Source organism: Streptomyces sp. NPDC085596, assembly GCF_044541565.1.
Taxonomy (GTDB): Bacteria; Actinomycetota; Actinomycetes; order Streptomycetales; family Streptomycetaceae; genus Streptomyces.
Window position 1 is genome coordinate 208068 of record NZ_JBITTC010000003.1, and the last position, 18876, is coordinate 226943.

Here is an 18876-nt window from a genome sequence, read left to right on the forward strand (position 1 = left end):
AGAGAGTCCGGAACCGTGCATCTCCATGACCTCTGGTTCTTCGTCATAGCCCTGCTGTGGGTCGGGTACTTCTTCCTCGAGGGCTTCGACTTCGGCGTGGGCATCCTGACCCGCGTGCTCGCCCGCGGCGAGACCGAGCGCCGTGTACTGCTCAACACCATCGGCCCCGTCTGGGACGGCAACGAGGTCTGGCTGGTCACCGCGGCCGGCGCGACCTTCGCCGCCTTCCCCGACTGGTACGCCACGATGTTCAGCGGCTTCTACCTGCCGATGTTCGTCATCCTGATCTGCCTGATCCTGCGTGGCGTGGCCTTCGAGTACCGGCACAAGCGCGACGGTGAGCGCTGGAAGCGCAACTGGGAGGCGATCGTCTTCGTCACCTCGCTGGTGCTGGCCTTCCTGTGGGGCGTGCTGTTCGCCGCCATGGTCCACGGTCTGCCGATCGGCGCCGACCACGAATACCACGGCGGCCTCGCCGAACTGGTCCAGCCGTACTCGCTGCTGGGCGGTGTGACCACGACCGTGCTCTTCACCTTCCACGGCGCGGTGTTCGCCTCGCTGAAGACGGTGGGCAGCATCCGGCACCGGGCGCGGGATCTGGCCCAGACCGCCGGTGTGCTGACCGTCCTGCTGCTGCTCGCCTTCCTGACCTGGACCCAGGTCGACACCGGCAATGTGCGCAGCCTGATCGCGGAGGCGGTCGCCGTCCTCGCGGTGCTGGTGTCGCTGGGCTTCAACTTCGGCGCCCGCGAGGGCCGGGCGTTCATCGCCTCCGGGCTGAGCGTGGTGGCGTCCACCGCGATGCTCTTCCTCGCGCTGTTCCCCCAGGTGATGCCGTCCAGCCTGAACGCGGCCTGGAGCCTGACCGCGACCAACGCGGCCGCCGGCTCGTACACGCTGGGGATCATCACCTGGGTCGCCGGCTTCGCCACCCCGCTGGTGCTGCTCTACCAGGGCTGGACCTACTGGGTGTTCCGCAAGCGGATCGGCGTCCAGCACATCCCCGTCAGCGCGCACGCCCACGCACCGGTCCACCGCGTCGCGCCGTGAACACCCGACGCGCCATGACGTGCCGCGCCCTGCGCCGCCTCTCCCGTGCCCGCGCCGAGCGCGCGGGCACGGGAGAGGCGGCCGACGGCGTGGCGATGTCCGGGGGCCGGGGCGCCGACCGAGATGATCATCGGAGTGTGTCCCGGCCGCGTCGGCGTCGCGGACGCGTCGCGCCCCGGCCGCGCCTGGTCGAGCCCGGCGGCGTCCCCGGCGCCGGGCGGGCGGTCCGCGGCGGCCCGTGGCGCGGAGAAAGCGAGAGCCCAATGCTCCAGGTGCCGGTCAGGCGGCCGGGAGCACGCACGACACGTCCGGGCGACCGCCGCCCGGCGGAGGACGACCGCACACCGTACGACCGCCTCCCGGCAGCACAGGAAGAAGGCAGGCCCGTGTCCCGACCGCTCACCGACCAGCACAGCGACATCGCCGTCACCGGTACGCGTCGGCGCCCCGCCCCGGAGCCACTGGTGGACCGCTTCGGCCGGGTCCACACCGATCTGCGCCTGTCCCTGACCGACCGCTGCAACCTGCGCTGTACCTACTGCATGCCCGCCGAGGGCCTGGCCTGGCTGCCCAAGGACGAGCTGCTCACCGACGACGAGATCGTCCGCCTGGTCGGTATCGCCACCGGCCGCCTGGGCATCACCGAGGTCCGGCTGACCGGCGGTGAGCCCCTGGTACGCCGGGGCCTGCCCGGTCTGATCGCCCGCATCTCCGCCCTGGACCCGGCGCCCGAGCTGTCCATCACGACCAACGGCATCGGGCTGGCCCGTACCGCGGTGGCGCTGCGCGAGTCGGGGCTCGGCCGGGTCAACGTCAGCCTGGACACCCTGCGCCCGGAGCGCTTCGCCGCCATCACCCGCCGCGACCGGCTCACCGACGTGCTGGAGGGGCTGCGCGCGGCCCGCGCCGCCGGCCTGGACCCGGTCAAGGTCAACGCCGTGCCGGTGCGCGGGGTCAACGACGACGAGATCGCGGACCTGACCGCGTTCGCCGTGGAGAACGGCTACCGGATGCGGTTCATCGAGTCGATGCCGCTGGACGCCCAGGGCGCCTGGGAGCGGGAGAAGATGGTCACCGCCGCCGAGATCCTGGACCGGATCGGCGAGCGCTTCACCCTCACCCCCGTACCCCGCGAGGACAACGCCCCGGCCGAGGAGTGGCGGATCGACGGCACCGACTCGTTCGTCGGTGTCATCGCCAGCGTCACCCGGCCGTTCTGCGGCAACTGCGACCGGGTGCGGCTCACCGCCGACGGACAGCTGCGCAACTGTCTGTTCGCCACCAAGGAGTCCGACCTGCGCACCCTGCTCCGCGCGGGCGCCGACGACGACGCGCTGGAGGCGGCATGGCGCTCCTGCATCGCCGTCAAGGGCCCCGGCCACGCCATCAACAGCGAAGACTTCCGCCGTCCCGACCGGCCCATGTCGGCCATCGGCGGCTGAGACCCGTACGGAAACCACGAGTGAGGACTGACGAAGTGAACCGGATGCACGAATGGATCGCGGCGGCCAAGGCCGAGCTGGGTATCGACCTCGATGTCGACATCGCCGAGCTGCTGGACATGACCAAGGTGGTCGCGCACGAGGTGGCCCGTCCGGCCGCCCCGATCACCTCCTTCCTGGTCGGTTACGCGGCCGCGCTCCAGGCCGGCGGCACCGGCGCGGTGTCGGAGGCGAACCGCAAGGTGACCGGGCTGGCCGAGCAGTGGGCCGCCGAGCGTGAGAACGGCGCGGCGGCGCTATGACCGGCCTCCCGGCGCACCATCCGTCCTGGGAGCGGGCCCGGTCCCTGGCGCGCGCCGCCGCCGGGCGTCCGCTGCCCGGTGTGCCGCGCACCCTTGAGGACGCGCTCGGCCACGCGCTGGCCGAGCCGCTGACGGCGCTCACCGATCTGCCGCCGTTCGCCACCTCCGCCATGGACGGCTGGGCCGTGTCCGGTCCCGGCCCGTGGCAGTTGGGCGAGCGGGGCGTGCTCGCCGGTCAGCAGCCGGAGCCGCTCGCGGCCGGCACCGCCGTGCCGATCGCCACCGGCGCGCCGCTGCCGCCGGGTGCGAGCGCCGTACTGCGCCGCGAGCACGGCGAGGTGGAGCGGTCCACGAGCCTGCTCCACCTCGCCGCCCCCGGCGCCGGGCCGCTCCCCGAGGGCCACGACGTGCGCCCGCGCGGGCAGGAGTGCCACAGCGGTGAGCCGCTGCTCCCCGCCGGTACGAGCGTCACCCCGCCCGTCCTGGGCCTCGCGGCCGCGAGCGGCTACGACCGGCTGGTGGTGCACCGGCGTCCCAGCGTGGAGCTGTTCGTCCTCGGCGACGAGCTGCTGGACGGCGGGGTGCCGCGCGGCGGCCGGGTCCGTGACGCGCTCGGCCCGCTGCTGCCGTCCTGGCTGCGCGGTCTCGGCGCCGAGGTGATCGGCCGGCACCGCGTGGCCGACCGGCTGGAGGAGCTGCGGGAGGCCGTGGCGCACTCCCCCGCCGATGTCGTGATCACCACCGGCAGCACGGCGGCCGGACCCGTGGACTTCCTGCACGAGACGCTGCGGCTGCTGGACGCGCGGCTGATCGTCGACTCCGTCTCGGTACGGCCGGGACACCCGATGCTGCTGGCCGATCTGCCCGCGACGACGGACGGCCGCGCCCGCCGTCTGGTCGGGCTGCCCGGCAACCCGCTGGCCGCCGTGGCCGGTACGGCCACCCTGGCCGCCCCCCTGCTGCGCGCGCTGGGCGGCCACGCCGACCCCGGGCCGCGCCGTGCCGTGACCGCCGAGGCACTGCCCGGCCACCCGCGCGACACCCGGCTGCTGCCGGTGCGCACGGCGGGCACCGGGGTGGCCCCGCTGCCGTACGACGGCCCGGCGATGCTGCGCGGGCTGGCCCTCGCCGACGCGCTGGCCGTGGTCCCGCCCGGCGGCGCGGCGGCCGGAGCGGCCGTGGGGCTGCTGCCGCTGCCCACCGGCTGACCGGGCCCCATCCACCGAAGACCGACCTACCCACCCGAGAAGGCGAAGGACATGGAGACGAAGACGGCACCCGCGGGCACCATCCGCTACTGGGCTGCGGCCAAGGGAGCGGCGGGCACGGCGGAGGAGTCCTACCGCGCGGGGACCCTCGCGCAGGCACTGGAGCAGGCGCGGTCCCGCCACGCCGACGAGCCGCGCTTCGCGCAGGTGCTGAAGGTCTGCTCGTTCCTGGTGGACGGCGACCCGGTCGGCGTCCGCGACCACGCCTCGGTCGCGCTGCGGGACGGCGCCACGGTCGAGGTGCTCCCGCCCTTCGCCGGCGGCTGACCGGACCCGCGTCCGCCCGCCGCCCTCTCTCGTTGCCCCTGTTCCCCCGCACCCGGAAACCGGATCACGCCATGTCGCTGCACACCTCCCCGACCCTGCTCCCCTCCCCCGTCCGGCTGCTCGCCCTGCGCGACACCCCGCTCTCCCTCGACGAGGTGTACCGGGCGGTCGGCGACGACGCCGCGGGCGGCACCGCGCTGTTCGTCGGCACGGTCCGCGACCACGACGGCGGCAAGTCCGTCTCGTCCCTCGAGTACAGCGCGCACCCCTCCGCCGAGCAGGAGCTGCGGCGGGTGGCGGAGGAGATCGCGGCCGAGTTCCCGGTGCGCGCGCTGGCCGCCGTGCACCGTACGGGCCTGCTGGCGATCGGGGACGTCGCGGTGATCACCGCGGTCTCCTGCCCGCACCGCGCCGAGGCGTTCGCCGCGTGCCGCAAGCTGATCGACACCCTCAAGCACGACGTGCCGGTCTGGAAGCGGCAGATCTTCACGGACGGCGCCACGGAGTGGGTCGGCGCCTGCTGATCAGCCGGTGACGACGCCCGCGACCAGGTTGATGGTGGTGGCCAGCACGCTGATGCCGAACAGGTACGACAGCAGACAGTGCCGGAGCGCCACCGCGCGGATCAGCGGGCTGGACACGCTGGTGTCGGAGACCTGATAGGTCATGCCGAGGTTGTAGCTGAAGTAGAAGAAGTCCGGGTAGGCGGGCGCCAGCTTGGAGTTGAAGTCGATGCCGCCCTGCGCCGGGCCGTAGTACAGGTAGGCGTAGCGGGTCGTGTACATCAGGTGCAGCGCGGCCCAGGCCATGAGGACGCCGAGCAGGGCGATGGCCGCGGCGGCGCCGGTGTCGGTGCCGGAGCGGTGGGCGACCAGCATCAGCACGATGCCGCCGAGCCCGCACAGCGAGACGCCGACGACCACGAGTTCGTCCACCGCCGGCCGGAAGTCCTCGCGCCGGGCGTTGGTGTGGGTGGCGTCGGCGTCCATGGGCCACAGCACGATCCAGCCGGTGACCACGAAGACGGTGCCCACGGCGGCGATGCCGGACAGGACGGCCAGCGGCGCCGGATGACCGGTCAGGCCGACGGCAAGGCCGACGATCGCTCCGACGACGAACGCGCCGCCGAGCCTGGGAACCGCGGACACCGGCAGCCACATGCTCATACGCCCTCACGCTACCCCCATCCGCCGCTTCCGGCCCGGCAGATGACAACGGGCGCCCACCTGGGACGCACAAGTCGATCAGGACTGGGGCCAGGTCAAGTGGTATACACCGAGCATGCCCCTTTCGCGCCGTTCCTCCCGCGCCGGTACCGGCGGCGGACGCCGGTGGGACACCTCCGGCCTGGCGCATGTCCTCTTCCCGCGCGGGGTGCTGGCCCTCCAGCGGGTGGACGGGGCTCTGCTGTTCGCGGTGCGCGCGGCGCTGGCCATGGCGCTCGCGGGCCTGCCGGTCGTGCTGGCCGGACGGCCCGATCTCGCGGTGTACGGGATGCTCGGGGCGTTCACGACGACGTTCGGCCGGAATCTGCCCTACCGCCGCCGGGCGCGGGTGCTGGCGTGGGTCGCGCTGGCCATGACGGCGTGCGTGGGCCTCGGTTCGGCGCTGGCGTCGGTGGCGCGTCCCTGGTCCAGTGTGGCCGGCGCGGCGGTGGTGGTCGCGGCGACGGCGCTGGTGGCGGGCGTGTGCAAGTACGTCTGCGACGCGACCGGGCTAGGCGGGCTGGGCGCGATCCTGTTGCTGTTCTCCTTCGCGGTGTCCGCCAACGCCACCACCACGCCGGGCCAGGTGCTGCCGCGCGCCGGCATGGCCGCGGCGGGCTCGCTGCTGGCGTGGGCGCTGGCCCTGCTGGGCCGCCTGGTCCATCCCGACCGCCCGCAGCGGCTGTCGGTGGCCGCCGCGCTGCGCCAGCTCGCCGAACTGCTCGACACGGCGCGGGGCGGGGTGGGCCGGTCCCGGCACCGGGCGACGGCGGCGGTGCTCCAGGCGTACGACTCGCTCGGGCTGGCGCCGCCGACCACCTCCGAGCGGCCCGGTGAGGACAACGCCTGTGTGCGGCTGACGGACCTGTCCTGGTCGCTGCTGATCGACTCCACGCGCGGCACCCCCCATGACCCGCCGGAGCTGGCCCGGCTGCTGCGCACGCAGGCGGGCATGCTGGCCGACCGGCAGCAGCGGTATCCGCAGGTGCTGGCCGATCTGGCCGCGTACTCCTCGCTGCCCCGTGAGCCGGGCCGCCGTTTCTCGCCGCGCGCGCCGGTGCCGGACGATCCGGGGGCGCGGCGGGCCTGGGTGCTGGTGCGGGGGCGGCCCGGCGGGCACAAGCCGGTGTCGGTACTGCTGGTGCCCGCGCTGCGGATGGTGCTGGGCACGCTGGTGGCGGGCAGCGCGGCGCTGGCACTCGGCCTCGGGCACGGCTACTGGGCGGCGATCTCGGCGGCGGCGGTGCTGCACTCGGTCAATGTCCGCACCACGGTCCAGCGGGCCGTCCAGCGCACCCTGGGCACGGCCCTCGGCCTGATGATCGCCCTCGGAGTGCTGGCGGGTCACCCGGGGCCCGTACTGCTGGCGCTGGTGGTCGTGGCGCTGGAGTTCCTGATGGAGTACATGGTCGTGCGCAACTACGGCCTGGGCGTCGTCTTCCTGACGCCGCTGGCGCTGCTGCTGAGCGATCTGGCCGACCCGGAGTCTCCCGAGGAGCTGATCGTGGACCGGGGGCTCGGCAGTCTGCTCGGCATCGTGATCGGGCTGGTGTGCGCGCTGCTGGTGGTGCACGACCGGGCGGCGGTGCGGGTCGAGCGGGCGCTCGCGCAGTGCACCGAGGCGACCGAGCGTGCCGAGCGCGCGCTGGCGTTCCGTTCCCGGCCACCGCATCCGGTGATCCCGGTCCATCTCGCCGTCGCCGTGGTCGAGTTGCGTGAGGCGGACGACGCGGCGGCGGGCGAACTGCTGTCGGCGGGCATCGACCCGGCGGCGCTCGCGGCGGCCGAACAGCGGGCGTATCTGCTGCTGGCGCGGCTCCTCCACCACTGACTCCGGCCGCAGTTGGATGTGTGGTTGACGGCGACTTCCGTAACTCCTCTGTGATTAGGTGGGGTTCCCGTGAGGGAAGACAGAGGAGGCTGATGCGCATATGTCAGTGCCACCTATGGGTGCGTTCGGTTCTTTCGGATCGCAAGACCCGTTTTCCGACCTACTGAATCGTTTCTTCGGTATGTCCGCGGCGTCCTCGCCACCGGCGGTGCAGCGCGTTCCGGTCGGCCGGCTGCTGACCGACTCCGCGCGTGAGCTGATCGCGCGTGCCTCGCAGCGCGCCGCCGAGGACGGCAGCGAGGACCTGGACACCGAGCATCTGCTGTGGGCGGCCACCCAGGTCGAGCCGTCCCGCACGCTGCTCGCCCGCTCCGGTACCGACCCGGACGACCTGGCCAAGGAGCTGGAGGCGGCGCTGCCCTCGGGCAGCGGCACCCCCTCGGCCGAGCCGGGTCTGACCCCGGCCGCCAAGCGCGTGCTGATCGGCGCGCACGCCCGGTCGCAGGCGACCGGTGCCTCGTACATCGGGCCGGAGCACATCCTTCAGGCGCTGCTCGATCCGGGCAACGACCAGGCCGCCTCGGTGGCCCGGAATCTGGGGGTGGACACCGACCGGGTGGCCCGCGACGCCGGTTCCGCCGCGAAGGCCGAGGCCCGGCAGGAGCCGAGCAGCACGCCCACGCTGGACGAGTACGGGCACGATCTCACCGCCGCCGCGCGCTCCGGGAAGCTCGACCCGGTGGTGGGGCGCGGTGAGGAGATCGAGCAGACCATCGAGATCCTGTCCCGCCGGTCCAAGAACAACCCGGTGCTGATAGGTGAGCCCGGTGTGGGCAAGACCGCCATCGTGGAGGGCCTCGCCCAGCGGATCATCTCCGGCGACGTGCCGCGCACGCTGGAGGGCCGCCGGGTCGTCGAGCTGGACCTGGCGGGTCTGGTGGCCGGGGCCAAGTACCGGGGCGAGTTCGAGGAGCGGCTGAAGAAGGTCATCGATGAGGTGACGTCCGCGTCCCAGGACGTGATCCTCTTCATCGACGAGCTGCACACGGTCGTCGGCGCCGGTTCCGGCGGCGAGGGCTCGATGGACGCCGGGAACATCCTCAAGCCCGCGCTGGCCCGTGGCGAGCTGCATGTCGTCGGCGCCACCACGCTGGACGAGTACCGCAAGTACGTGGAGAAGGACTCGGCGCTGGAGCGGCGTTTCCAGCCGGTGAAGGTGCCCGAGCCGAGCGTCGAGGAGACCGTCCAGATCCTGGAGGGCCTGCGCGACGCCTATGAGGCGCACCACCAGGTCCGGTTCAGCGACGCGGCGCTGGTCGCGGCGGCCGAGCTGTCGGACCGTTACATCGCGGACCGGTTCCTTCCCGACAAGGCGATCGACCTGCTGGACCAGGCCGGTGCGCGGGTGCGGCTGCGCTCGCGCGGCAAGTCCAAGGAGGTGCAGGACCGCGAGGACACCCTCGCCCGGCTGAACCGGGAGAAGGACGAGGCGGTCGCCACCGAGGAGTTCGACCGCGCCAAGGAGCTCAAGCACAAGATCGCCGAGACCGAGAACGAGCTGACGCAGATCGAGGAGCGCCGTGAGGGCGTGGTCGCGGTCACCGAGAACGACATCGCGGAGATCGTGTCCCGCCGGACCGGCATCCCGGTGGCGCAGCTGACCGAGAGCGAGAAGGAGCGCCTGCTCAAGCTGGAGGACGCGCTGCACGACCGCGTGGTCGGCCAGGACGAGGCGGTCCTCGCCATCGCCCAGGCGGTGCGCCGCAACCGGGCGGGCATGGGCGACCCGGACCGTCCGGTGGGTTCCTTCCTGTTCCTCGGTCCGACGGGTGTCGGCAAGACGGAGCTGGCGAAGGCGCTCGCGGAGCTGCTCTTCGGTGACGAGGACCGGCTGATCCGGTTCGACATGAGCGAGTTCCAGGAGAAGCACACGGTCTCCCGGCTGGTCGGCTCGCCGCCCGGCTACGTCGGGTACGACGAGGCCGGCCAGCTCACCGAGAAGGTGCGCCGGCAGCCGTACAGCGTGGTGCTGTTCGACGAGGTGGAGAAGGCGCACCCGGATGTCTTCCACACCCTGCTCCAGGTGCTGGACGACGGCCGGCTGACCGACTCTCAGGGCCGTACCGTGGACTTCCGCAACACGGTGGTCATCCTGACGAGCAACATCGGCTCGCAGCTGATCCTGGCCCACCAGGGCAGGGTGGACGAGATCCGCGGTGAACTGGAGTCGGTGCTCCAGGGGCACTTCCCGCCGGAGTTCCTGAACCGTATCGACGAGACGATCGTCTTCCACGCGCTCAGCGAGAAGAACCTCGGGCGCATCATCGACCTGCTGCTGGAGCGCAGCGCCAAGCGGACGCGGGCCCAGGGCATCGGTCTTGAGGTCACCGAGGCGGCGAAGAAGCTGCTGGTGGCGCACGGCTACAGGCCGGAGTTCGGCGCGCGTCCGCTGCGCCGCACGATCCAGACCGAGCTGGACAACCGGATCGCGGAGCTGGTGCTGTCCGGCGGCGTCGAGAAGGGCGACACGATCGTCGCCGGCGTGAAGGACGACTCGCTGCACCTGAGCGTGCGTCACCCGGAGCCGGGCGAGTCCGGCGACGCGGAGGCCGAGCCGGAGAAGGCGGCCGCCGAGTAGCCGCTCACGACAGTCGGTGAAGAGGCGGTACGGGGATCTCTCCGTACCGCCTCTGTCGTGCGTGCGGCGGCTAGCGTGGGGGGATGTGTGAGTACGAGGTGACCGAGGCCGACACGGCGGTGGCGTTGGGCAGCGGTGATGTGCCGGTGCTGGGTACGCCGCGGCTGGTCGCGTGGCTGGAGGCGGCGACCGTACGGGCCGCGGAGCCGTTCGCCGGGCCGGGGCTGACCACGGTGGGCACGGCCGTGCGGGTGCGGCATCTGCGGGCCACGCCGGTGGGCGGGCGTGTGACGGTGTCCGCCGAACCCGTGCCGGGCACGTCGGGCGGACGGCTCACCTTCGTGGTGCGGGCCGTGGACGGCTCGGGCGCGCCGGTCGCGGAGGGCGAGATCGACCGGGCGGTGGTGGACCGCGAGCGTTTCCTCGCCGCCGCGCCGAGCCCTCCGGCCGGCTGATCAGACGGGGCTGTGGCCCTGGAGGTAGGCACGCACGGACGACGGCAGCGAGTCCCGCTCGGTGTCCGCGAAGGTCACCCAGCGGATCTGCTCGGCCGGCAGCGAGGCCCCGCCCGAGGGCGAGTCGGTGAGCAACTGGCACACCACGGCCGGGACGCCGTCCGGGGACTCCCCGTCCGGCGGGCCGAGAGGTTCGGTGCCGTCGACGAGGTAGCCGGTGAGTTCGTACACGACGCGCTCGGCCGTCGCGCCCGGTGTCTCGGCCGGTTCGGCGGTGCCGGAGGGCAGCGTCCAGGGGCCGCCGTCCCCCTGCGTCACCAGCAGCAGCCGTCCGTCGTACACCGCGACCGCCAGCACCCGGCCGCCGGCCTCCCGCTCGGAAGTCATGTGCCCCGTCCCCTCCCTGCGCGCCCTGCACGCGTCGACCGCCCGGCCCGATGGCCGGACGGTCGTTCCCTACCCAGCGGCCGGGCCACGCACCCGGTGCGGTCAGGACGTCTTGACCGCGGCGAGGAACTTCTGCGGGTCGGTGTCGACTTCACCCTCGACCGTGGTGACGGGGATGTTGTCCTTGTCGTACCAGACGGCCGGGGTGCCGGGCAGGCCGAAGGTCTCGAAGGTGGCGATGGACTCCCCGGCCCAGGTGAGATAGGTGTCGTCGGAGACCTTGTGGTCGAAGTCGGCGGAGCGCAGGCCGTCCACGTCACCGGCGACCGACAGCAGCACCGACCCTTGGGAGAACTTGTCGTCGCCGGGCGGGAAGGGCTGGTGGTCGAAGAGGGCGCCGAGGTACTCGATGAACTGCTTCTGCCCCTCGTCGCTCGCGGCGGCGAGGGCGCTCAGGGCCTTCTGGTCGCCGTTGCCGCCCACGGTGTCGTCCATCGTCCCGGCGAAGTGGAACTTCACCGCGTACTTTCCGTCGTCGGCGCCCTGCCGGATGGTGCCGAGCAGGGTCTTGGCCATCCGGGCGGAGGCACGGTCGCGCATCTCCAGGAAGACCTGGAGCACGTGCGGCGCGGACAGGTCGCCGTAGTACAGCGTGGTGCCCTCGTTGCCGGTCGTGTTTGCGGGAGTCATGCCACGAGCTTGGCACAGATGGGCCCGGGGCACGAACGGTGCGCGCGGGGGCTGGGCGGCACCGGGTAGGGGGCCGGTCGGCACGACATGGCGCCGCTCGCGGGCGCAGTCTGGAGGGGTGAACACATCGCAGAACAGGACTGCGGATCGGGGCCGTGACCTGGACAGGGCCGTGCTCGACGCGTTGTTCGCCGACTCGCCGCACCCGCTGTACGTGCTCGACGGCACGCTCCGGCTGGTGGGCTTCAACGACGCGGCCGGGGACTTCGGCGCGCTGCCGCTGGACGGCGCGCTGGGCCGGCCGCTGGAGCAGTGGGCGGCCGGTCTGCGCCACGAGCCGGTGGAGGCCATGCTGCGCGAGGTCCTGGCCACCGGCGAGCCCCGGCGGGACGTGGAGGTGGCGGGCGGGGCCACGCCGGACGCGCCGGACCGGGTGCTGGCGCTGTCCGCGTTCCGGCTGCGGGACGCGGCCGGCGGGCGGCCGGGGGTGGCGCTCAGCGTCGTGGACGCCACCGACCGGCACCGGGCGCAGGTCCGGCTGAGCGTGCTGCGGGAGGCGAGCGCCCGGATCGGCACCAGCCTCGACACGGTGCGCACCGCGCAGGAACTCGCGGACATCAGCGTGCCCGACCTGGCCGACACGGTGGTGATCGACGTACTGGACGCGGTGCTGCGGGGCGATGTGCCGGATGTGGGGTCACTCGGCCACGATCTGCTGCTGCGCTGTGCCGGGTACCGGTCGGTGCGCGCGGCGAACGGGCACCGGGCGGGGGAGGTCGGCTGTGTGATGGAGCCGGGTCTCACCTCCCAGTACAAGAAGGTGCTGACCGAGGGGCGCCCGGTGCTCATCACCGACCACGAGACGCCGGCGAACGGGCCCGCGCGGCGCGGTGGGCAGGAGGTCGCCCAGGCGAACGGCGCGCACTCGAGGATGGCCGTGCCGCTGGCCGCGCGGGGCGGGGTGCTGGGCCTGGCGCGGTTCTACCGGGGCCGGGGCACCGCACCCTTCTCCGAGGACGATCTGCGGCTGGCGACCGAGCTGACCAGGCACACCGCGCTGTGCCTGGACAACGCGCGCCTGTACACACGGGAGCGCTCGGTGGCGCGTATCCTCCAGCTCAGTCTGCGGCCGGCGCATGTGCCCGGGCACAGCGCGGTGGCCACGGCGCACAGCTATCTGCCGAGCAGCACCAGCGGGGACTGGTTCGACATCATCCCGCTGTCCGGGGCGCGGGTGGCGCTGGTCGTCGGGGAGCCGCCCACGCGGGGCATCCGGGCCGCCGTCACGATGGGCGGTCTGCGGGCCGCGATCGGCGCGCTGGCCTCGCTCGACCTGCCGCCCGAGGAACTGCTGGAGCGGCTGCACGACCTGGTGGGCCGGCTGGACGCGGAGGAGTCGCGGCACCCGGACGAGTCCCTGGACAGCCTGCGCGCGGGCACCTGCTGTCTGTACGCGGTCTACGACCCGGTGGCGCGCCGGTGCACGGTGGCCAGCGCGGGCCATCCGCCGCCCGCCGTGGCCCGGCCGGACGAGCCGGTGACCTTCGCGAACATACCGGTCGGCCCGGCGCTGGGCCGGGGCGCGCCCCGCTATCGCGCGGGGCACTTCGACGTGCCCGCGGGCACCCTGATGGTGCTGTGCAACCCGGTGCTGCTGCGGGACGCGAGCCCGGACTCGGGCGACCAACTGACCCGGCTCACAGCCGCATTGCGTCCGCAGGACCGGCCGCTGCCGGACATCTGCCACGCCCTGCTGCACGATCTGGCGCCGCACCATCCGGCTGACGACGGTGTGCTGCTGGTCGCCCGCACGCTCACCCTGGGCGCCGACAAGGTGGCGTCCTGGTCGCTGCCGAACGAGCCGCAGGCGGTCTCCCTGGCCCGCGAGCGCACCGACGAACGGCTCGGCCACTGGCAGCTGTCGGACCTGTCGTTCACCGCGACATTGGTCGTCAGCGAGCTGGTCACCAACGCGGTCCGCTACTCCGAGGGGCCGATCCGGCTGCGTCTGGTCCGTGACCAGGGGCTGATCATCGAGGTCACCGACGACAGCAGCACCGCCCCGCAGCTGCGGCAGGCCGAGGATGACGACGAGCATGGCCGCGGACTGACCATCACCTCCCAGCTCACCGAGCGCTGGGGCACCCGGCGGGAGCATCGGGGCAAGACCATCTGGGCCGAACTGGCCGTCCACGCCTGAGAGTTGGGGTGTGAACGGATGTGACGGGATCGGCCGTCGGGCGCCTTCCGTGACGGGTGCGCCGTGGTGGACACTGCGCTCCACGCATTCCCGCGCTCCCACCCCCCATCACAGCCGAGGGCCGCTACCATGCCGACCGCTCCCCGTTCCCTGCGTCTGGCCGCCACCGCCGCCGGGTTACTGCTCGCCTCCGCCATGACCATCACGGCACACGCCGCACCGGTACCGGCACCGGTGCCGGTCGCGCACTCCGCCACGCAGGCGGCCGCCGACTGGTCGGCCCCGCTGTCGACGCGGGGCCGGTACATCGTGGACAGCCGGGGGAACCGGTTCCGGCTGAAGGCCGCCAACTGGGACGGCGCGCAGGGTTCCTGGACCGGCAGCGGCAGCGTGGACGACGCGGCGAACCATCACGCGGGCCAGAACGCGCACGACATCCCGCTCGGCCTCGACCGGGTTCCGATCGCCCGGCTGCTCTCCGATTTCCGGGAGTTGGGCGTCAACACCATCCGGCTGCCGTTCTCCAACGAGCTGGTCCACCGCACGGCCCCGGTACCGGACGCGGCGGTGACCGCCAACCCGCAGCTGCGCGGCAGGACCCCGCTCCAGGTGTACGACGCCGTGGTGGACGCGCTCAGCCAGGCCGGGTTCGCCGTCATCCTGAACAACCACACCAACACCTCCCGTTGGTGCTGCGGGGTCGACGGCAACGAACGCTGGAACAGTAGCCAGTCGACTCAGCAGTGGGCCGACGACTGGGTGTTCATGGCCCGCCGTTACGCCTCCGTGCCCGGCGTGGTCGGCGCCGATCTGTACAACGAGGTCCGGCGGGACATCCTGGACGACCCCAACTGGGGCCTGGGCGACGCGCACGACTGGTACGCGGCGGCCCAGACGGCCGGCGACCGCATCCTGGCCGAAGCCAACCCCAGGCTGCTCATCGTCATCGAGGGCATCAACTGGACCGGCCTCCCGGTGGACGGACTCCCGCACGGGCGCCCGCAATTGGCCCCGGCCCGTACCCTCTCGCACACCCTGGTCGACTCCCACAAGCTGGTCTACTCGGCCCACTTCTACGGCTACACCGGCCCCCGGCACAGCGGTGCCACGGGGATCGGCGAGACGCACGACGCCCGCTACCAGGACCTGTCCCGGGACGAGTTGAACGCGGCGCTCACCGACGAGGCGTTCTTCGTGGAGGAATCCGGCCGCCACTACACCGCGCCGGTGTGGATCAGCGAGTTCGGCGCCGGTGCCGGGGAGACCAACCCCGCGACCCGCGCCTGGTTCGGCAACATCACCGACTACTTCACCGACCACGACGCCGACTTCGCGTACTGGCCCCTGGTCGGCTTCGACGGGCACGACGACTGGGCGCTGCTGCGTTACGACGAGGGCGGCCGGCGCTCCGGTCTCCTCGACTCCGGCGACTGGCGGGCCACCGCCTGGCGGCACCTGATGGACACTCCGGGGAAGTCGGGTCCGGTGCCGGCGGCCGCCGTGTGGAAGATGCTGAGCACCGACCACGGGGACGCGGTGGAGTCGCTGCGGGTGCGCGGCACCGGCGACTGGGACTCGGGCGCGTACAAAGCGGCCTGCCCGGACGGGCTGCGGCTGGCCGGGCTGAGCAGCACGGGCGGACGCGGGCTGTGCACGGACGCGGGGGCGGCCGATCTCCGTGCGGCGGACGGCGCGCAGAGCGTCGTCAAGGACGAGCGGTTCGTCTCCGGCGGCGACTGGGCGGGCGGCTACACCAAGTTCCAGTGCCCGTCCGGCGCGTTCCTGATCGGCTACGGCCTGCGGGGCGAGCGGGTGTCGGCGGCGCTGTGCGCACCGGGCCGGACGGCGCTCGCGGGCAGCGGGCGGACCGTGTGGTTCGACCGCTCGGACAACCGGCCCCCGGACGGCGTGGGCGGCGAGTTCGCGCAGGGCGCGTACAAGGGCCAGTGCCAGGTGAACGAGTACGCGGCCGGGATCGCCTTCACCACACGGCTGGGCGCCCGGCAGGGTCCGGCGGCGCTGCTGTGCCGCACCCTGCCGTAGCCGGGCCTCAGTCGGGGTCGGTGACCTCGAAGGACAGGTCGTTGTCGACCGTGTAGTAGGGGCGGACGAGGCGGCCGGCGCTGTTCGCCGCCGCGTATACGAAGGACTGCTTGCGGTCCGCCACGTCGTCCAGGACGCGGCCCACCCGGACGGGGGCCGCGTCGGCGGCGGGCAGGACGTGGACGTCCCAGTAGCGGACGTCCACGCCGGTGAGTTCCGCGTGGTCGACGGTGAACCGGAACCCCCGGCCGTCCTCGTCGGTGCTGGGGCGGAGGGTGCGCTCCTCGCGGCTGCGCCGACCGCGTAGCCGTACAAGAGCGTCCTTACCGAGGTCGGTGCCGTGCAGGCGGGCGGTGACGGTGGTCGCGCGATCGTCCACCTCGATCGACCCGGCCTCCGCGTGCGCGGTGCGCAGCCAGGCGCGTACGGCGAGGAAGCCGTCCAGCGCCCGGTACGGGATGCGGACCGCCACCGGGGACGGCCGGTCGAGGCGGGCGCCGTCGAGAAGGACCCGCAGATCCAGCGGGCCGGAGGCCAACTGATCGGGTGCGGCGCCTGGTTCGCGGACCAGGAAGGCGTCCCAGCGGCCCTCCTCCAGCGCGGGCAGCGGCTCCAGCACGGCGCGTACCCGGCCGTCGCCGACGGCTTCGAGCGGGAGACTGCGGGCGGCGGGGTCGGGCACGCCCTTGCGGGGCCTGGCCTTCAGCAGCAGGTGGGGGCGGCCGTCCGGGGTGGGCAGCGGGAGGTCGAAGGCGACGCGGCCGTCGGCGTCCGCCACACAGGTCACGCGGATCACGGGGTGCTCGGGGTCCACGCGGGGCTCCTTGTCGCTCGTCAGGCTCATCGCCGCCACCCGCGCACGGTGCGTACCGCGCCGGCGGCGGCCGTGTACGCGAGGTCGTGGGCGCTCTGCCCGGCGGACGTCAGGCGGCGATGCGCGGCGCCCGGTTCACGGGGTGGACGGCGTCCGGCAGCCTTGGCGGCGAGGGCGTCGGCCAGCAGGCGCTCGGCGCGGGCCCCGACGGTCTCGGGGGCGAAGCGGCGGGCGTTCTCCAGGGCCGCCTTGCCCATGGTGCGGCGCCGTTCGTCGTCGCGGACGAGGTCCAGCAGGGCGGCGCCGAAGGCATCCGGGTCACCGACCGGTACGAGCCGGCCGTCGACGCCGTCCTGGATGATCTCGCCGGGTCCATGGGCGCAGTCGGTGCTGACGACGGGCAGCCCGCAGCGCATCGCCTCGACGATGGTCATGCCGAAGGGCTCGAAGGTGGAGGAGGCGGTGGCGATGGACGCCTTGACCCATTCGGACTCCATGGGCACGGCGGCGCCCATCAGGAAGGCGTGGTCGCTGAGGCCGAGCCGCTGGATGAGGGCGCGCAGCCGGTCGCGTTCCTCGCCCCTGCCGTAGATGCGCAGCCGCCAGTCGGGGTGGGCGGCGGCGACGTGCGCGAAGGCGCGGACGAGGGTGTCGTAGTCCTTCATCGGGACGAGTCTGCCCGCGGCGACGATCAGCCGGGAGCCGCCGTCGGCGGGCGGCAGTACGGGTTCGGGCACGCTGTTGGGCAGGGCCTCGACGCGGACACCGGGCAGCCAGGTGCCGCGCCGGTAGGCGCGGGCGTCGGCGTCGGTGACGGTGGTGATCAGGTCGAGGCCGCGGTAGGCGCGGCGCAGTACGGTGCGCAGCCGGCGCGAATGGTGGTCCCAGGTGAGGTGTTCCTGGCCGACGCGGAGGACACGGTCGGGTGCCTGGCGGGCGAGGTGGACGTTGAGACCGGGCCGGGTGCCGATGACGACCTCGGCGTCGGTGCCGGCGAGGTGGGCGGCGATCCGCTCGTCGGTCAGCCTGCTGTACTCGCGGTGGCGTCCCTCGGCGGTGGGGTAGGCCCGCGCGGGTTCGCGGTGGGCCGGGTGGTCCTGTTCCTCGCGCAGGTCGACCAGGGACCGCAGCCGGACGCGTGGGTCCAGGGTGAGCTGCGGGCGCTCCCGGTTCCGGAACACGGAGACGATCTCCACGTCGTGGCGCTCGGCGAGCGCTCCGGCCAGGTTGAAGGTCGTGGTGATCGTCCCTCCGATCGGGTACGCGCTGTGGAGCAGGAAAGAGATCTTCATGCCGGTCCAGACCTTGTCGAGGCACCCGCGGTTGCAAGACGTTACCGCTTCGTGGCCTTCGGGTCCGGGGAGGGACACAGCACGGCCAGGTCGGCGGGGCGGACCCGGACGGTGACGGGCAGGGTGGCCTCCACCTCGCCGTCGGCGCCGTAGGGCACGGGGCGGTCGGCCTCGATGCGCAGTTCCCTGCCACGCAGGACGCGCACCTCGGGGCGGTGGACGTGGGCGCCGGTCTTCAGCTCGTTCATGAGGCTGAAGAAGAGGCGGCGCGGGGCCTCGCGGATCAGCACGATGTCGAGGAGGCCGTCGTCCAGTTGGGCGGCGGGGGCGACGGCCCGGCCGAAGCCGTAGTAGGGCGAGTTGGCGGCGACGACGGTGTAGCCGCGGTGCCGCTGTTCCTCGCCGTCGACGGTGATCACGTAATCGGCGGTGCGCCAGGTCGCCACGGCGCGCAGGCCGCCCATGTAGTAGGAGGCGGCGCCGCGCAGCAGGCGGGAGTGGTTGGCGTACCGGTTGGCGAGGGCGTCGACCCCGGCGTAGACGCTGCCGAGGACGACGGTGCGCGGGTGGACGGCGGACTCGACCTCGATGGTGTCGACGTACCGGGGCTCGGCGTGCAGCAGGATCTCGGCGAGGGCGGCGGGATCGGCGGGCAGGCCGAGGGCGCGGGCGAAGTCGTTGCCGCGTCCGGCGGGTACGAGGCCGAGTACGGCGCCGGTGCCGCTGAGCGCTCCCCCGATGCCGCCGGCCATGCCGTCGCCGCCGACGGCGAGCACGACCCGGCCGCTCTCCCCGGCGCGGCGGGCCGTCTCGCGGGCGTGGGCGAGGCTGTGGCTGTACTCGGTCTCCAGGGTGGCGCCGGCCTCGCGGAGGTGCCGGGCCACTTGGAGGAGCGTGGCGGCCCCGGTGGAGGCGCCCGCGGTCGGGTTGACCACGGCGGTGAACTCTCGCATCGGTGTGCCTCCGGGGCGCGGGGAAGTGGGCGGGTGGAA

17 protein-coding genes are annotated in these 18876 nt (G+C 73.3%); 11 read left to right on the forward strand and 6 right to left on the reverse strand.

Translation table 11 applies throughout. The annotated features are described in order from the left end of the window. Positions 1-15: 15 nt before the first annotated feature. From cydB to ACIGA3_RS10940, 6 genes are all read left to right on the forward strand, one after another. On the forward strand, positions 16-1050 hold the full coding sequence (cydB, locus tag ACIGA3_RS10915; RefSeq protein ID WP_399712984.1) for a cytochrome d ubiquinol oxidase subunit II: 1035 nt from the start codon (positions 16-18) through the stop codon (positions 1048-1050). Between the two features lie 419 nt (positions 1051-1469). Beyond that, positions 1470-2492 carry a GTP 3',8-cyclase MoaA gene (gene moaA, locus ACIGA3_RS10920; RefSeq protein WP_399713980.1) on the forward strand — a complete coding sequence of 341 codons (1023 nt, stop codon included), beginning with the start codon at positions 1470-1472 and terminating at the stop codon, positions 2490-2492. 20 nt (positions 2493-2512) lie between these two features. Next, positions 2513-2794, forward strand: a complete 282-nt coding sequence (locus ACIGA3_RS10925) for a DUF6457 domain-containing protein (protein WP_399712986.1) — start codon at positions 2513-2515, stop codon at positions 2792-2794. Next, a complete protein-coding gene (locus ACIGA3_RS10930; RefSeq protein WP_399712988.1) occupies positions 2791-4002 on the forward strand; it encodes a molybdopterin molybdotransferase MoeA in 1212 nt (403 codons plus the stop codon). Before ACIGA3_RS10925 ends, ACIGA3_RS10930 begins: the two co-directional genes overlap by 4 nt. Positions 4003-4053: 51 nt before the next feature. Then, complete coding sequence (locus tag ACIGA3_RS10935; protein ID WP_399712991.1) at positions 4054-4329, forward strand: MoaD/ThiS family protein; 276 nt, start codon at positions 4054-4056, stop codon at positions 4327-4329. A gap of 71 nt (positions 4330-4400) precedes the next feature. Further along, positions 4401-4853, forward strand: coding sequence for a molybdenum cofactor biosynthesis protein MoaE (locus ACIGA3_RS10940; protein WP_399712994.1), 453 nt, complete (start codon positions 4401-4403; stop codon positions 4851-4853). On the opposite strand, the gene ACIGA3_RS10945 is transcribed toward ACIGA3_RS10940, so the two are convergent. Further along, positions 4854-5495: a DUF1345 domain-containing protein gene (locus tag ACIGA3_RS10945; RefSeq protein ID WP_399712996.1), complete on the reverse strand. Its 642-nt coding sequence runs from the start codon at positions 5493-5495 to the stop codon at positions 4854-4856. A 115-nt stretch (positions 5496-5610) separates the two neighbouring features. On the opposite strand from ACIGA3_RS10945, the gene ACIGA3_RS10950 reads away from it, so the two are divergent. The 3 genes from ACIGA3_RS10950 (at position 5611) to ACIGA3_RS10960 (ending at position 10458) form a co-directional block, all read left to right on the forward strand. Continuing rightward, a complete protein-coding gene (locus ACIGA3_RS10950; RefSeq protein WP_399712998.1) occupies positions 5611-7365 on the forward strand; it encodes an FUSC family protein in 1755 nt (584 codons plus the stop codon). A gap of 100 nt (positions 7366-7465) precedes the next feature. After that, positions 7466-10003 (forward strand): ATP-dependent Clp protease ATP-binding subunit, encoded by a 2538-nt coding sequence (locus tag ACIGA3_RS10955; RefSeq protein ID WP_399713001.1) that lies wholly within the window; start codon positions 7466-7468, stop codon positions 10001-10003. A gap of 83 nt (positions 10004-10086) precedes the next feature. Continuing rightward, positions 10087-10458 (forward strand): thioesterase family protein, encoded by a 372-nt coding sequence (locus ACIGA3_RS10960; protein ID WP_399713004.1) that lies wholly within the window; start codon positions 10087-10089, stop codon positions 10456-10458. On the opposite strand, the gene ACIGA3_RS10965 is transcribed toward ACIGA3_RS10960, so the two are convergent. Beyond that, positions 10459-10845, reverse strand: coding sequence for an NUDIX hydrolase (locus ACIGA3_RS10965; protein ID WP_399713007.1), 387 nt, complete (start codon positions 10843-10845; stop codon positions 10459-10461). 102 nt (positions 10846-10947) lie between these two features. Next, positions 10948-11535, reverse strand: a complete 588-nt coding sequence (locus tag ACIGA3_RS10970) for a thioredoxin domain-containing protein (protein WP_399713010.1) — start codon at positions 11533-11535, stop codon at positions 10948-10950. Between the two features lie 172 nt (positions 11536-11707). Between ACIGA3_RS10970 and ACIGA3_RS10975 the strand changes: the two genes are divergently transcribed. Both ACIGA3_RS10975 and ACIGA3_RS10980 read left to right on the forward strand, forming a co-directional pair. Continuing rightward, complete coding sequence (locus ACIGA3_RS10975; protein ID WP_399713013.1) at positions 11708-13735, forward strand: SpoIIE family protein phosphatase; 2028 nt, start codon at positions 11708-11710, stop codon at positions 13733-13735. Positions 13736-13864: 129 nt separating this feature from the next. Further along, complete coding sequence (locus ACIGA3_RS10980; protein ID WP_399713015.1) at positions 13865-15778, forward strand: glycoside hydrolase family 5 protein; 1914 nt, start codon at positions 13865-13867, stop codon at positions 15776-15778. A 7-nt stretch (positions 15779-15785) separates the two neighbouring features. Here the strand turns inward: ACIGA3_RS10980 and ACIGA3_RS10985 are convergent, their stop codons facing one another. Genes ACIGA3_RS10985 through ACIGA3_RS10995 form a run of 3 tightly spaced genes read right to left on the reverse strand, consistent with a single transcriptional unit; the run spans position 15786 to position 18837 of the window. Further along, entirely contained in the window at positions 15786-16622 is an 837-nt protein-coding gene (locus ACIGA3_RS10985; protein ID WP_399713018.1) for a transferase, read from the reverse strand. Continuing rightward, complete coding sequence (locus ACIGA3_RS10990) at positions 16619-17884, reverse strand: glycosyltransferase family 4 protein (RefSeq protein ID WP_399713021.1); 1266 nt, start codon at positions 17882-17884, stop codon at positions 16619-16621. Before ACIGA3_RS10990 ends, ACIGA3_RS10985 begins: the two co-directional genes overlap by 4 nt. 41 nt (positions 17885-17925) lie before the next feature. Continuing rightward, positions 17926-18837, reverse strand: coding sequence for a diacylglycerol/lipid kinase family protein (locus tag ACIGA3_RS10995; RefSeq protein WP_399713024.1), 912 nt, complete (start codon positions 18835-18837; stop codon positions 17926-17928). Between the last annotated feature and the right edge of the window lie 39 nt (positions 18838-18876).